Annotated in this window: 16 protein-coding genes; 7 read left to right on the top strand and 9 right to left on the bottom strand. The window is 57.6% G+C overall.

The window, feature by feature from the left end:
• Positions 1 to 93: 93 nt before the first annotated feature.
• The 3 genes from ACR1XU_RS03945 to coaD all read left to right on the top strand — a co-directional run bounded on the left by ACR1XU_RS03945 (position 94) and on the right by coaD (position 2,074).
• Entirely contained in the window at positions 94 to 996 is a 903-nt protein-coding gene (locus tag ACR1XU_RS03945) for a LysR family transcriptional regulator (RefSeq protein ID WP_170616845.1), read from the top strand.
• Positions 997 to 1,059: 63 nt separating this feature from the next.
• Complete coding sequence (locus tag ACR1XU_RS03940) at positions 1,060 to 1,497, top strand: CBS domain-containing protein (protein WP_170619007.1); 438 nt, start codon at positions 1,060 to 1,062, stop codon at positions 1,495 to 1,497.
• An 85-nt stretch (positions 1,498 to 1,582) separates the two neighbouring features.
• Positions 1,583 to 2,074: a pantetheine-phosphate adenylyltransferase gene (gene coaD / locus ACR1XU_RS03935; RefSeq protein ID WP_170616849.1), complete on the top strand. Its 492-nt coding sequence runs from the start codon at positions 1,583 to 1,585 to the stop codon at positions 2,072 to 2,074.
• Here the strand turns inward: coaD and gap (ACR1XU_RS03930) are convergent.
• The 3 genes from gap (ACR1XU_RS03930) to gap (ACR1XU_RS03920) all read right to left on the bottom strand — a co-directional run bounded on the left by gap (ACR1XU_RS03930) (position 2,066) and on the right by gap (ACR1XU_RS03920) (position 4,368).
• Positions 2,066 to 3,070: a type I glyceraldehyde-3-phosphate dehydrogenase gene (gap, locus tag ACR1XU_RS03930; protein ID WP_480906386.1), complete on the bottom strand. Its 1,005-nt coding sequence runs from the start codon at positions 3,068 to 3,070 to the stop codon at positions 2,066 to 2,068. The two genes, coaD and gap (ACR1XU_RS03930), sit on opposite strands and share 9 nt — an antisense overlap.
• Positions 3,071 to 3,151: 81 nt before the next feature.
• Positions 3,152 to 3,295 (bottom strand): hypothetical protein, encoded by a 144-nt coding sequence (locus ACR1XU_RS03925; protein WP_170616853.1) that lies wholly within the window; start codon positions 3,293 to 3,295, stop codon positions 3,152 to 3,154.
• 71 nt (positions 3,296 to 3,366) lie between these two features.
• Positions 3,367 to 4,368, bottom strand: a complete 1,002-nt coding sequence (gap, locus tag ACR1XU_RS03920; protein ID WP_480906383.1) for a type I glyceraldehyde-3-phosphate dehydrogenase — start codon at positions 4,366 to 4,368, stop codon at positions 3,367 to 3,369.
• A gap of 181 nt (positions 4,369 to 4,549) precedes the next feature.
• Between gap (ACR1XU_RS03920) and ACR1XU_RS03915 the strand changes: the two genes are divergently transcribed.
• Positions 4,550 to 5,488 (top strand): DUF808 domain-containing protein, encoded by a 939-nt coding sequence (locus ACR1XU_RS03915; protein WP_170806280.1) that lies wholly within the window; start codon positions 4,550 to 4,552, stop codon positions 5,486 to 5,488.
• Between the two features lie 19 nt (positions 5,489 to 5,507).
• Here the strand turns inward: ACR1XU_RS03915 and ACR1XU_RS03910 are convergent, their stop codons facing one another.
• Both ACR1XU_RS03910 and tkt read right to left on the bottom strand, forming a co-directional pair.
• Positions 5,508 to 6,581, bottom strand: coding sequence for a hypothetical protein (locus tag ACR1XU_RS03910; RefSeq protein WP_480906379.1), 1,074 nt, complete (start codon positions 6,579 to 6,581; stop codon positions 5,508 to 5,510).
• A gap of 114 nt (positions 6,582 to 6,695) precedes the next feature.
• Positions 6,696 to 8,717: a transketolase gene (gene tkt / locus ACR1XU_RS03905; protein ID WP_480906376.1), complete on the bottom strand. Its 2,022-nt coding sequence runs from the start codon at positions 8,715 to 8,717 to the stop codon at positions 6,696 to 6,698.
• Between the two features lie 235 nt (positions 8,718 to 8,952).
• On the opposite strand from tkt, the gene ACR1XU_RS03900 reads away from it, so the two are divergent.
• From ACR1XU_RS03900 to ACR1XU_RS03890, 3 genes are read left to right on the top strand one after another with little or no spacing between them, the layout of a single operon-like run.
• On the top strand, positions 8,953 to 9,750 hold the full coding sequence (locus ACR1XU_RS03900) for a hypothetical protein (protein ID WP_480906373.1): 798 nt from the start codon (positions 8,953 to 8,955) through the stop codon (positions 9,748 to 9,750).
• Positions 9,750 to 10,145: a cell division protein ZapA gene (locus ACR1XU_RS03895; RefSeq protein ID WP_170616863.1), complete on the top strand. Its 396-nt coding sequence runs from the start codon at positions 9,750 to 9,752 to the stop codon at positions 10,143 to 10,145. The genes ACR1XU_RS03900 and ACR1XU_RS03895 overlap by 1 nt, the downstream gene beginning before the upstream one ends.
• Positions 10,146 to 10,147: 2 nt before the next feature.
• Positions 10,148 to 10,489 (top strand): MliC family protein, encoded by a 342-nt coding sequence (locus tag ACR1XU_RS03890; protein WP_480906370.1) that lies wholly within the window; start codon positions 10,148 to 10,150, stop codon positions 10,487 to 10,489.
• 7 nt (positions 10,490 to 10,496) lie between these two features.
• On the opposite strand, the gene grxD is transcribed toward ACR1XU_RS03890, so the two are convergent.
• The 4 genes from grxD to purL form a co-directional block, all read right to left on the bottom strand.
• The gene (gene grxD, locus ACR1XU_RS03885; protein WP_170616867.1) at positions 10,497 to 10,859 is read right to left on the bottom strand and encodes a Grx4 family monothiol glutaredoxin; all 363 of its coding nucleotides are present in this window, start codon (positions 10,857 to 10,859) and stop codon (positions 10,497 to 10,499) included.
• Entirely contained in the window at positions 10,846 to 11,136 is a 291-nt protein-coding gene (locus ACR1XU_RS03880) for a hypothetical protein (RefSeq protein ID WP_170676951.1), read from the bottom strand. Before ACR1XU_RS03880 ends, grxD begins: the two co-directional genes overlap by 14 nt.
• Before the next feature lie 45 nt (positions 11,137 to 11,181).
• The gene (locus ACR1XU_RS03875; RefSeq protein WP_170619006.1) at positions 11,182 to 11,418 is read right to left on the bottom strand and encodes a BolA/IbaG family iron-sulfur metabolism protein; all 237 of its coding nucleotides are present in this window, start codon (positions 11,416 to 11,418) and stop codon (positions 11,182 to 11,184) included.
• 143 nt (positions 11,419 to 11,561) lie between these two features.
• Positions 11,562 to 13,721: a phosphoribosylformylglycinamidine synthase subunit PurL gene (gene purL / locus ACR1XU_RS03870; protein ID WP_480906367.1), complete on the bottom strand. Its 2,160-nt coding sequence runs from the start codon at positions 13,719 to 13,721 to the stop codon at positions 11,562 to 11,564.
• Between the last annotated feature and the right edge of the window lie 195 nt (positions 13,722 to 13,916).

Here is a 13,916-nt window from a genome sequence, read left to right as displayed (position 1 = left end):
TCCGAAGTAAGTTGCGCGCACAATAGGCTTGCATAAATCACTTGAACAGAGGCAATGTCTCAAAGAAGTTTTGCAAAAATGCAAAGGTCTGGGATGAACCGGAACTGGGATGATATGCGGGTGTTTCTGGCGGTGGCCCGTGAACAAAGCTTGTCTGCCGCCGGTCGCCTGTTGAAGATCGACGCTGCAACCGTTGGGCGTAGAATCGCCCGGTTGGAAACCGCGCTGGAAACACCGCTATTCTCAAAATCTCAGCAGGGATACATTCTGACCACTGCCGGCGAACGGTTGGTCGAGCATGGATTACAGGCCGAAGAGGCGATGCGGGCCGCAGCCGGAACAGTTACGGGATCCTCCAAAACGCTGAGCGGTCAGATACGGATCGGTGCACCTGATGGCAGCGCCAATTACCTGCTGCCCCAGGTCTGCGCAAAGATCTGTGATGCAAACCCGGATCTGGACATCCAGATTCTGGCCCTGCCGCGCGTCATCAATCTGTCCCGGCGCGAGGCTGACATGGCAGTTACCGTCAGCGCCCCGACGGCAGGGAAATTGCTTGTCCAGAAGATCAGTGATTACCGACTGCATCTGGTTGCCACGCAGGAATACCTGGCACAGCATGACGCCATTCATTCTGTGGACGACCTGCGAGGGCACCGGATGATTGGTTACATTCCTGATATGATCTTTGATCGTGAACTGGATTATCTCGTTGATCTTGGCGTTGACCGTGTCGCGCTTGCATCGAATTCCGTCTCAGTTCAGTTGCGCCAGGTCACGCTTGGCAGCGGCATCTGCGTCGCGCATGATTTCACGCTTCCGTTCCATCCGAACCTGCGGAAAATATTGACGGATCAGGTTAGTCTGACGCGCAGTTTCCATCTGGTCCGGCACCTCGGAGATCAGCGCAATGAGCGACTGAATCGCTTTGCCGACGCGTTGACGCAGGGCATCCGCGAAGAGGTTGCGCGGCTTGAGGCTCAAGCTGCACCTTGACAGGTGCAAACATTCGGGCAAGGCTTTGAAAAAACAGTACGTTAGTCCGGAGGTTTTTTGTAAATGCTTGTACAGGCCATTCTCAAATCCAAGGCGACCAGCGGGGTAGTGACCGTTCAACCTTCGGCTACCGTGTCCGAGGCGGCCCAGATCCTTGCGGATAAGCGGATCGGTACGGTGGTTGTGTCCGATGATGGCGGAGAAACAGCGGCCGGGATCTTGTCGGAGCGCGACATTGTGCGCGAGTTGGCGGCAAGCGGCAGCGGTTGCCTGACCCAGCCGGTCAGCACGTACATGACCCGCGAGCTTGTGACCGCATCGCGGCAGGATTCCGTGCAGGACATCATGTCGCGCATGACCGAAGGGCGCTTTCGACACATGCCGGTGATAGAAGATGGCAAGCTGGTCGGCATCGTCACTTTGGGCGACGTTGTCAAAGCGCAGCTATCCGAACTGGCGATGGAGAAAGACGCGCTGGAAGGCATGATCATGGGGCATTGATGCCCCTTGCATGTAACGGGCCCTCTTGCACCTGCGGCAGAGTTGTGTTTGCTTGCGCAGAAATTTTATTGCGCAGGAGGTCTCGATGAGGGTTGGATTATATCCGGGAACCTTTGACCCAATCACCCTGGGACATATCGACATTATCCGCCGCGCCTCGGCCCTGGTGGATAAACTGGTTATCGGCGTTGCAATCAACCGCGACAAGGGTCCGTTGTTTTCGTTGGAAGAACGCGTAGCCATGATCGAGGCCGAATGTGCCCATCTGAGCGATCAGACCGGGACCGAGATCGTCGCCCATCCATTCGAAAATCTGCTGATCGACTGCGCGCGCGATGTTGGCGCCCAGATCATTGTGCGCGGATTGCGCGCTGTGGCGGATTTTGAATATGAATTCCAGATGGTCGGAATGAACCGTGCGCTGGATGATACGGTTGAGACCGTTTTCCTGATGGCCGAGGCTCGACACCAGGCCATTGCCTCGAAACTTGTGAAAGAGATTGCCCGGCTGGACGGGGACGTATCGAAATTCGTTACGCCCCTCGTCAATGACGCCTTGCGCAAGAGGTTAGGCTAGGGCACCCATCGCGGCGGCCGTATCCAGCATCCGGTTCGAAAAGCCCCATTCATTGTCATACCACGCCAGAACCCTGACCAGTGTTCCGTCAGTGACTTTTGTTTCCGGCAGGGACACGGTCGAGCTGTGGGCATCGTGGTTGAAATCCACTGAAATCAGCGGACGGGTCTCGGCAGCCAGAACACCCGGGATCCTGGAAGCAGCATCCGTAAACAGCGCATTTACTTCGGCCTCCGTGGTTGGTCGCGACACCTCGGCGACCAGGTCAACGACCGACACATTCGGTGTGGGAACGCGAATGGCCTGGCCCGTCAGTTTGCCGGCCAGTTGGGGCAGCACGAGGCCGACAGCAGATGCTGCGCCCGTCGTAGTGGGAATCATCGACAACGCGGCGGCTCGTGACAGGTAAGGGTCCTTGCCTGCGGTATCGTGAACCGGCTGACTGGCGGTATAGGCATGCACTGTCGTCATGTTGCCATGCACAATGCCCAGCCCTGCATCCAGTGCCGCGGCAACGGGGGCCAGGCAGTTCGTTGTGCACGATGCGTTTGATACAACACTGTCAGCGGTCGTCAGGTCTTTGTCGTTTACCCCAAATACGATTGTCTTGACCGCGCCATCACCGCGCGCAGGGGCCGAAATCAGGACCTTTTTTGAACCGTTCTCGAAATGACGTGATGCGGCTTCGCGCGTGCGAAAAACACCGGTGCATTCAAGAACCACGTCCACATCGGACCAGTTCAGGTTTTCGGGGTCGCGTTCACTGGAAAGTCTGATCGGTCCGGATCCGACATCCAATCCGGCATCTGTCAACCGAACAGGCCGTGTGTAACGCCCATGGACGCTGTCGAATTCGAAAAGATGGGCGTTTATTTCCGGTTTTGCCAGATCGTTGATTGCCACGATCTCGACGTCTGTACGGCCTGTTTCCATGACCGCGCGCAACACACCACGTCCGATCCGCCCAAATCCGTTGATTGCCAGCTTTAGTGTCATTTTCTGCTCCGTCGATTGTGGGCCTGAATAAGGTTAGCGCTAACAAAGCCAGATAACAGGAAATGTCAAGTAAAACCTCTGTCAGCGCCAGAAAGCGAGCCAGTCGAGAAAGCTGTAGAGTTTTTTGGCAAGGAACAACAAATGTTCGGTTCCGAACAATGCAAAGTCGAGGAAGAAACCGCCGAGGATGAACAGGCCGAGCCAGATGGCGATTTGATTGGTCATTTGCGCACCGCAGGAAAAAGCCCGCCCAGATAACCTGAGCGGGCCAAAATGTTCAATAACAGTCGGCTGGTTTAGTTAAGACGACCCATTGCAACAGCGACATCCGCCATGCGGACAGAGAAGCCCCATTCATTGTCGTACCATGCCAGAACGCGGACCATACGTCCGTCGACCACGCGGGTTTGGTCCGGCGCGAAGATCGAGCTTTCCTCGGTGTGGTTGAAGTCGGTCGAGACCAGCGGCGCGGGTTCGTAGCCCAGAACGCGCTGCATCGGGCCTTGCGCAGCTTCCTGCACGATCGCGTTAACCTCTTCGACCGTGACATCGCGCGACGCACGGAAGCTGAGGTCCACGGCGGAAACGTTCGGTGTTGGAACGCGGATGGCCGACCCGTCCAGACGCCCTTTCAGGTTGGGCAGAACCTCACCCAGCGCCTTGGCGGCACCGGTGCTGGTCGGGATCATCGACATGGCGGCTGCGCGGGCGCGGTATAGGTCGCTGTGGCGGCGGTCTAGGGTCGGCTGGTCACCGGTATAGGCGTGGATCGTGGTCATGATGCCGTGTTCGATGCCGATGCCTTCGTCCAGTACCTTGGCAAGCGGAGCAAGGCAGTTGGTGGTGCAGGAGCCATTGGAAACCATTTTGTCCGTAGCAGTCAGACCGTTGTGGTTCACGCCAAAGACGATTGTCTTGTCGACGTTTTTTCCCGGCGCCGACAACAGAACTTTCTGCGCGCCACGGTCCAGGTGGGTCTTTGCTTTAAGACCGTCATTGAACTTGCCGGTGCATTCCAGAACGACGTCACAGCCTTCCCAGTCCAGTTCGCTCATGTCGTAGGTCGAGAACATCTGCATAGGGCCGCGGCCCAGATCCATGGTGTTGCCGTTGATGGAAACGTCACGCGGGAAACGTCCGTGAATGCTGTCATATTTCAGCAGGTGTGCCGAGGTCTCCAGCGGTCCGGTGGCGTTGACCTTGATCACCTCGATGTCGTTACGGCCGGATGCCGCGATATGTGACAGGGTACAGCGGCCAATGCGGCCAAAACCATTGATACCGACCTTGATGGTCATATGACGTCTCCAAATGCGCTTGCTTTGGGGCCATATAACGGTGAAAGCGAATTCTCAAAAGGGCAAAAATGGCATATTTTTAAGGTGTTAGCGCAAACCTCACGCGATTGCGCTAACGCTTGCGCTAGCCGTGAGATCGGTTAGGGTCTCGGTTGCGGCAGGTGACAGGAAAGGAAGCGCGATGAGTGGTCTGTTGGCCCTGTTGGACGATGTGGCAGGGATTGCCAAGGTAGCAGCAGCTTCGGTGGACGATGTGGTGGCTGCCGCCGGCAAGGCCGGGGCCAAGACCGCAGGGGTCATCATTGATGACGCGGCTGTTACTCCTAAATACGTGCAGGGCTTTGCGCCAGCACGGGAGTTGCCGATCATCTGGCGTATCGCGCGCGGCTCGATTTTCAACAAGATCATTCTGTTGCTGCCGGTGGCTTTGCTGCTGGCCAATTTCGCACCCTGGCTGATCACACCACTTTTAATGCTTGGCGGGTCATACTTGTGTTTCGAAGGGGCCGAAAAGATCTTTCATGTTCTGTTCCCGCACGGAAGCCACGCGATTGAACAGGATATGAGCGTGCGCGATCCGGGCCATCTTGAGGAACAAAAGGTCAGGGGTGCCATCAAAACCGATTTTATCCTGTCTGCTGAAATTATGACCATTGCGCTAGCGGCGATCGAGGCCCCGAACTTATGGATGCAGGCCGCAACACTGGCCGTTGTCGGGATCGGGGTGACGGTAGCGGTCTACGGCTCGGTCGCGTTAATCGTGAAGATGGACGATGTCGGGTTGTATCTGGCCCAAAACGCGCCAACCCCTGTCGGACGCGGATTGGGGCGCGGGCTGGTCAAGGCGATGCCGGGCGTAATGAAGACCCTGTCGATTGTCGGAACCGCCGCCATGTTGTGGGTAGGTGGTTCGATTGTGATCCACGGGATGGAAGTTCTGGGCTTTGGCTGGTTGGGCCATCATATCCATGATTGGGCTTATGCGATTGGGCATTCCGTTTCCGAACAATGGATCGGAGCGGTCGAATGGATTGCCAAAGCTACGATGGATGGGGTGTTCGGTCTGGCCTGGGGATTGGTGTTGATCCCGCTAGCGACGCTGGTCATGAAGCCAAAGTAAACGAATTCAGCGTGGGGAATCATGCCAGAAGTTCAGCGAATCTGCCGCGCTCTGTAGATGAACGCGACAGTGCAACAAGGTCGTTTTCCCCTTTGATAAAGCCGGGATCGTTTTCGTCGAACAATGCCCGCAGCCAGGGTTTTCTCGACGGATCGACTTTGAGCATTTCAGTGGCAGCGTGATAAGCTTGATCGGCAACTTCACGCAAGGAACGGGCACTTCCGCCGTTTCTTTGTTCATAGTCAAATTTCTGGCCATAAGCGCATGCCAAATAGCCATAAAGCTTGCCCAAATCCGATGAAGAGGTGTTTTCTTTTGCCAACAGGTTTTCGGCCAGCCGGATCGCTTCGGTGAAACCTTGTGGTTTTGGTCGGTAAAGCTGGGCCATAACTGTAGGGACGCCTCCTGTGCTCTGGGCTATCTCCAGAAGGGCGTCATTGCTGCGGTTTGTTTCCGCGCGCAGTTCTTCCTGCTTGTCGCGAAGGTCGGAAAGTTCTTGATGCAGTGATGCGTTAATCTGCAAAAAGTTCTTCGCCAGAAGTTTGGACAACCGGGTTCGGGTCAGGATGTAAGTTCCGATGAAACCATAGCCGAAAGCACTTAGAATAATTGAAATGCCGACAACTGCTGCTGCTTTGATCTCCAGTCCAGCAGCCAGGCCAAGTGTTTCGCCCCATTTCCCAATCTTGTCCAAAAGCTTGGCGAGGTTCACGAGCGTCAGCCCTACAACAATTTTGGTAAGCCAATCAGAGACTTCCAGCAGATTATTGTTTGCCCATTGCCCGACGTTGTTTGCAGACGCGCCCGAGGTTTCGGCGTCTTCCCCATCGAGTTTGGCTTGACTGTTCGGGGCCGCAAAAGCTCGCGGCATACCAAAAAGAAACCCGAAAAAGCCGCCTGTTATCGTACATCCAAGCGAGGCCAGCAACATCAGGCCCAGCGCAGGTATCCAACTTGAACCGGGGTTACTTAACGCCACGAAAAATACGCAGATGCACAGAATGAAAACGGCAACTATTGTCAGGCGTAACAAGAGCACATGTGTGCTCGTGTCATCGTGATGCGACGGGTTTTCCGAGTTTGAAATGGCCATAGCAATAGCTGCTTATTACTAAAATAATAAGGCAACTTAGCTGATTTGAGTGTTTTGGACAAGTTGATCAGGGCGGACCCAGCCGCCCTGACTATTTGAGTTGCAGACGATCTGTCAGCCCAGAAGTTCCTTGACCTTGGCAACAGTAGCCTCGGCAGTAATACCGAAATGCTTGTAAAGCTCACCAGCCGGGGCTGAAGCGCCGAAGCTCGACATGCCGATAAAACCGGCCTTGGCCTCGCGACCACGCTCGCCCAGCAGCCAGCGATCCCAGCCACCGGCGCGGACGGCGGCCTCGATACCGACACGAACGGCGCCTGCGGGCAGAACGCGTTTGCGATAGGCTTCGTCCTGTTCGGCGAACAGTTCCATGCAGGGCATTGACACAACACGGGTGCCGATGCCTTCGGCCTCGAGCATCGCCTTGGCTTCCATCGCCAGCGAGACTTCCGAACCGGTGGCGATCAGGATGGCCTGACGCTTGGCTTCCGCGTCGGCCAGAACATATGCGCCTTGTGCGGTCAGGTTTCTGGCCTTGTGGTCCTTGCGTACGGTGGGCACGCCCTGACGGGTCAGGGACAGGACCGAGGGGCTTTCTTTGAACGTCAGTGCCAGTTCCCAGGCTTCGGCTGTCTCAACCGTATCCGCGGGGCGGAACACGTAGGTGTTTGGTGTCGCGCGGGAGATCGCCAGATGCTCGACCGGCTGGTGGGTCGGGCCGTCTTCACCCAGACCGATCGAGTCGTGGGTCATGACGAAGACCGAAGGCACCTTCATCAGTGCGGCTAGGCGCATGGACGGGCGGGCATAGTCGGTGAAGGCCATGAATGTGCCGCCATAAGGGCGGATGCCGCCGTGCAGCGCCATACCATTCATCGCAGCGGCCATACCATGTTCGCGAATGCCGTAGTGAATGTAACGGCCCTTGCGGTTTTCCGGCAGGAACACGGCCATATCGGCGGATTTGGTGTTGTTCGAACCGGTCAGGTCCGCCGAGCCGCCCACGGTCTCGGTCATGATCGGGTTCACGACATTCAAAACCTTCTCGGACGAGGCCCGAGTTGCCAGTTTCGGCTGGTCTTCCGACATCTGTTTCTTGAACGAGCGGATAGCACCGGCCAGTTTTTTGGGTGCTTCAAACGCGTAGGCGCGGTTGAACTCGGCCTGCTTGCGTTCGGACAGTTGTGCAAAACGCTCCTGCCATGCGGCGCGCTCGGTCGCGCCACGGGCGCCGATGACTTCCCAGGCAGACTTCACGTTGGCGGGGATTTCGAATGCGTCATGAGGCCAGCCGTAGCCGTCTTTTGCCGCCTTCAGCTGATCCTGATCGGTCAGTGCGCCGTGCCCCTTGGACGTATCCTGCGCCGCATGACCCAGTGCGATATGGCTTTCACAGGCGATCATGGTCGGTTTGTTGGATTTCTTCGCCTGTACGATGGCGGCGTCGATAGCTTTGGGATCATGGCCATCGATTTCGATCACCTGCCAGCCCGAAGCCGTGAAACGGCGCACCTGGTCGGTGCGGTCGGCCATATCGACGGTGCCGTCGATGGTGATGTTGTTGTTGTCCCAGAACACGATCAGCTTGCTCAGCTCATGACGGCCGGCCAGAGTGATGGCTTCCTGGCTGACGCCTTCCATCAGGCAGCCATCGCCCGCTATCACGTAGGTGTAGTGGTCGACGACCTTCTTGCCGTAATGCGCGCGCTGAATCTCCTCGGCCATGGCAAAGCCGACGGCGTTCGAGATGCCCTGACCCAGCGGGCCTGTGGTTGTCTCAACACCTTCGATCAGGAAGTTTTCCGGGTGGCCCGCCGTTTTTGCGCCCAACTGGCGGAAGTTCTTGATCTCATCCAGCGTCACATCTGCATGGCCGGTGAGATACAGCAGCGAATAAACCAGCATCGAGCCGTGACCCGCCGACAGAATGAACCGGTCGCGGTCGGGCCAGTTCGGGGCTGACGCATCAAACTTCAGGTGCTTTTCGAACAGTACGGTCGCAACATCGGCCATGCCCATCGGCATGCCGGAATGGCCGGAATTGGCGGCGGCGACGGCGTCGAGGGTCAAGGTGCGGATGGCCGCAGCTTTGTCCCAGTGTTCGGGGTTGGCATTGCGCAGCGCAGTCAGGTCCACGGGCGTTGTTCCTTTGGGTTACAGGCAGGTTGCGCGCTCAATAACACTCAGCCCCCAAAGTTCAAGTGGAACCGGGCATTCCATGAGGTGGCCGCTTCAAGAAGACGGTCCAAGTCGTTGAAAGCAAACAGTGGGTATTTTCCGGAACAATCCGTTAGACTAGGCACAGAAGTGGTTTGCATTGATTCGGACAAACCCGAGAGATAACGAACCTTGATAATGAGGTGACAGGGGCATGAGCCAGATCGAAGAACTACAGCGCCGCCTGACCGCCGCGATGGAGCGGATTGGCGCGGGTGTAGCGGCCATTCAGGACACAGCATCAGCCAAAGAAGGCGCAGATGACGAATTGCGCGTCGCGCTTGAAGACGAGCGTGTGGCGAATGCGCAGTTGGAAGAGCGGCTGAAATCTCTGAAAGAACGTCACGAACAGGAAGTCGACGCGATGCGCGCCGATATGGAGGCTTTGCGCAACGTTCCTGTTGATGACGCCGAGAAAACGGCCCTGCGCCAACAACTTGCCGATGCCAATGACAGACTGGCCTCGGTTGAGGCTGCGCGGGCAGAGCTTGCCGACGCCAAGGCTGCGCTTGACAACCGTGAGGAACTGGAGGCGCTGAAGGCCGAAAACACTCGGTTAAGCGCATTGAGTGGAAGGCTGCAGGAGCTTGAGGCCGAAAATGCCCGGCTGCTGTCAGAGATCGCCGACACCGAGCGTCTGGAAGAACTTAACGCCGAACTGGAAATGCTGAGGGCGGAACGGTCAAGCCATGGGGCCGCAATGTCGCGGTTGGATGACGACCTGCAGCGCATGCGCAAAGCCAACGAACAGTTGCGGCGTTCGGTTGATGAGTTGCGCGCCGCCGTGCAGGACGGTCTGCCGGATGCCGAGATGCTGAACCGCGCCACAGTCGCCGAGTTGGAAGCAACGCGTGCCGCTCAGGCGACGGATGCAGCTGAGGCGCATGCGGTTCTGGCACGGCTGGAACCGTTGCTGTCACAGGCAAAGTTGGCAGAAGGTGAGGTGGAGTGATGCCCGAAGTAACCATTCATATCGGTGGTCGTGGTTTTGACGTCTCGTGCCAGGAAGGTGAAGAGCAATTTCTGCAGGCTGCGGCCCAAATGCTGGACGACGAGGCTCAGGTCCTGTCGGACCAGATTGGGCGTATGCCGGAATCACGAATGCTGCTGATGGCTGGCCTGATGCTGGCGGACAAAACCGCCGGAACCGAGGAAAAGGTCAAATCTCTTGAGGCAAAGCTCGCCGAGTTCCAAGCGGAGTTAGAGACGCTGCGAAATGCACCACCGCCGGAACCCGAGCGTGTTGAAGTGGCAGTCGTGCCGCCATCGGTGACCGACACCTTGGGAGAACTGGCTGCGCGGGCCGAAGCGTTGGCGTCAATGCTGGAAGAGAAGTCGGCAGGATGAGAATGCTGCGCAATCTGGCATGCTTTGGACTGCTGATATCAGTATCGGCCGCTATGGCCGAGATCGACATATTATCAGTGACTTTCACCTGCGAAAACGAAGTTCCGCTGCATGTGAGCTACTTTAATTCGACCGATGGATCAGGTGCTGCGGCGGTCATGGTCGACAACACTCTGGTCGCCATGCGCCAGGTCGAAAGCGGATCCGGGATTCGCTACGAGTCTCTGGGCACTGACGGAACGTATATTCTGCGTTCCAAGGGCTGGAACGCTTCGATCAGCTATCTGGCGGCAGGAAGCGCCGCCAATGAGCAGGTCATTTATCAGGAATGCAGCAGCCGGTAAGCGCCGATCAGGCGTTTGCTTCGCGGATTTTGTCGGCTGCTTCCTTGTTGTAGCCGACGCCGTTTTCGTCAAACAGCGTGTCCAGTTCACCCGACAGGGTCATTTCTGTAACGATGTCACAGCCGCCCACGAACTCGCCTTTGACGAAAAGCTGCGGCACCGTCGGCCAGTCGGAATAGTCCTTGATGCCCTGACGCACTTCTTCGTCGGCCAGAACGTTCACGTCGGTGTAGTCAACACCCATATAGTTCAGAACACCGGCCACGCGGGACGAGAAACCACATTGCGGCATTTCCTTGGTGCCCTTCATATACAGCACCACATCATTGGCTTTGACGGTTTCGTCGATCTGGGTCTTAACGTCGCTCATCTTGCTTGTCCTCTTCACCCGCATCCGGGGCGGTTGTTTCGTTTTGTGGAGCCTCCGGCCCCCATCCTTCCGCTTCGAGCCGTCGATGCTCGGCCTGCGCCAAAGACAACGGATCCAGCCCGTATCTCTCTATTCCGCCCACCTGGCTGATTTCGTCCGGATCAGGACGCATATCGGCCAGCGAGCGTTTTTTGTTGCGCTTCAAATAGGCTTCAATCAGCGCTGCGGCAACAATCAATCCAACTACAATGCAAACGCCAAGCATCAGATCACTCATGTTCAGGCCTCCACTGGGGTTTGCGAGTGATGACGCCGGGTCTGATCATTCCGGAATTTTTGTAGTCAACGCCAGCGCGTGCAGCTCACCATCCGGGCCGTCCATTTTGCCTTTCAACGCGGCGTAAACTGCGCGCTGTTGTTGCACCCGGTTCTTTCCGCGAAAGCTTTCGTCAACGACCATGGCAGACATATGAACACCATCATGCCCGCCAACCTGAATCTCCGCATCCGGAAAGGCTTCGCGCAGCAGGTGTTCGATTTCGTGGGCGCTCATCGGCATAAAGGTTACTCCTGAAGGTCTTTCCCAAGATGTAGAGCGATGCGCAGGGGGGTGCAAGGTGCCTCGGGGCGACCAAGTTTACAAATCCCGCGCCCGGTCGCGCGCGCAGGATTTCTGAATTTAGGATGAATGCAGGGTGGGCGTCAGGCCACCGCAGCGGCAAAGCTGCCACGGAAGATTTCCGCCAGTTCCGACAGCGGCGCTTCCGAACTTCCGATCCTGACAGCATCGCCCGTGAACCTGCCAACCGAGACCAGAGGGACACCGGCCTGACCGGCGGCGATCATCAGCGCCTCGGCCTGATCGAAGTTGCAGGCGACCAGATAACGGGCCTGATCTTCACCGAAGAGGAACTCGGTCGACGCCTCGTCCAACTGAACGCCGACGCCAGACGCTTCGGCCAGTTCGAAAGCGGCCAGAGCAAGGCCGCCGTCGGCCAGATCGGTACACGCCTTGATCATGTTGCGGTTGGTGCGGATGAAATCTCCGTTGCGGGCCTCGGCCGCCAGATCGACATGGGGCGCATCACCGTCTTCGCGGTTGAACACCTCGGACAGCAGGGCGGACTGACCCAGATGACCTTTGGTTTCGCCGATGACCAGCGCTACATGCCCTTCGCGGACCTCATTGCCGATAATCTCGTCAGAATGCAGCAGCAGACCCACGGCGCCGATTGTCGGGGTCGGCAGGATCGCCTGACCATCTGTTTCGTTGTAAAGCGAAACATTGCCAGAAACGATCGGCATATCCAGCGCGCCAACGGCTTCGCCGATGCCCTGAATGGCGCCGACAAACTGGCCCATGATCTCGGGCTTTTCCGGGTTGCCGAAATTCAGGTTGTCGGTCGTGGCCAGCGGCTTGGCCCCGACGGCTGTCAGGTTGCGATAGGCTTCGGCCACGGCCTGCTTGCCGCCTTCAACCGGGTTGGCGCGCACATAGCGCGGGGTAACGTCCGAGGTGAAGGCCAATACCTTGTCAGTGCCATGAACGCGAACCATGCCAGCGCCCAATCCCGGTGTGCGGGTGGAATCCGCCATCACCATGGTGTCGTACTGTTCATAAACCCATTGCTTGCCCGCGTAGTTGGCAGAGGACAGCAGGGCCTTCAATCCGTCGATCGGATCGATCTGTGGCACGTCGGCCAGTTCCTCGGCCTCGGGCGTCGGCTCCCACGGGCGGTCATATTCCGGTGCGGTCGAGGACAGTTTCGACAGGACAAGGTCAGCTTTGACTTCGCCATTGTGCATAATCAGGAAGCGGTCTTCGGCAATCGTTTCACCAACGATTGCGAAATCCAGATCCCATTTTTCGAATACTGCACGAGCTTCGGCCTCAAGTTCCGGCTTGAGGACCATCAGCATCCGTTCTTGGGATTCCGACAGCATCATTTCATACGCGGTCATGTCTTCTTCGCGCTGAGGCACGTTTTCCAGATCCAGACGCACACCAAGGCCGCCCTTGTCGCCCATTTCAACAGCCGAACAGGTCAGACCGGCCGCGCCCATGTCCTGGATCGAAATCACCGCGCCGGTCTGCATCAATTCCAGCGTTGCTTCCATCAGACGCTTTTCGGTGAAGGGGTCACCAACCTGCACGGTGGGGCGTTTTTCTTCGATGGTGTCATCGAATTCAGCCGAGGCCATTGTCGCACCGCCAACGCCATCGCGGCCGGTTTTGGCTCCCAGATAAACGACAGGCATACCGACGCCCGATGCGGCAGAATAGAAGATCTTGTCGCTGTCAGCGAGGCCGGCGGCGAACGCGTTCACAAGGCAGTTGCCGTTATAGGCAGGGTGAAAACGGACTTCGCCGCCCACACAGGGCACACCGAAACAGTTGCCGTAGCCGCCGATCCCTTCAACCACGCCGTTCACCAGTTGGCGTGTCTTGTGGTGGCCCGGCTCGCCAAAGGACAGTGCGTTCATCGACGCAATGGGACGCGCACCCATGGTGAATACGTCGCGCAGAATGCCACCCACGCCGGTCGCCGCCCCTTGGTAGGGCTCGATATACGAGGGGTGGTTGTGGCTTTCCATTTTGAAGACGACGGCCTGACCGTCGCCGATATCCACCACGCCCGCATTCTCGCCAGGGCCGCAAATGACCTGAGGCCCCGAGGTGGGCAGCGTGCGCAGCCATTTCTTCGAGGACTTGTAGGAACAGTGTTCGTTCCACATGGCCGAAAAGATGCCAAGCTCGGTAAATGTCGGCTCGCGCCCGATGATCTCCAGGATCATGTCGTATTCTTCGGGTTTCAACCCGTGTGCTGCAATCAGATCCGGGGTGATGGCGGGCTCTTGCATGGTTTGTCCTGTGTCCGAGATGGCCGAGATTGCGCGCCTTTTAGGCCATGGGCGCGCCCGTGGGAAGGGTCAAGACCGCGCAGGGCGCAAGAACCGGGCCGAAAGCTAGGAGGAGAGCAATTACCCGGGCAAAAAAGAACCGGCGCGGTGCGCCGGTTCTTCAAGAATTTGGTCCAAAACCCGACAGCTAGGGCA

The sequence above is a fragment of the Ruegeria sp. D1(2025) genome (assembly GCF_056536425.1).
The sequence above is the reverse complement of the archived record's forward strand: the minus strand, read 5'-3'. Positions and strand labels throughout refer to the sequence as shown.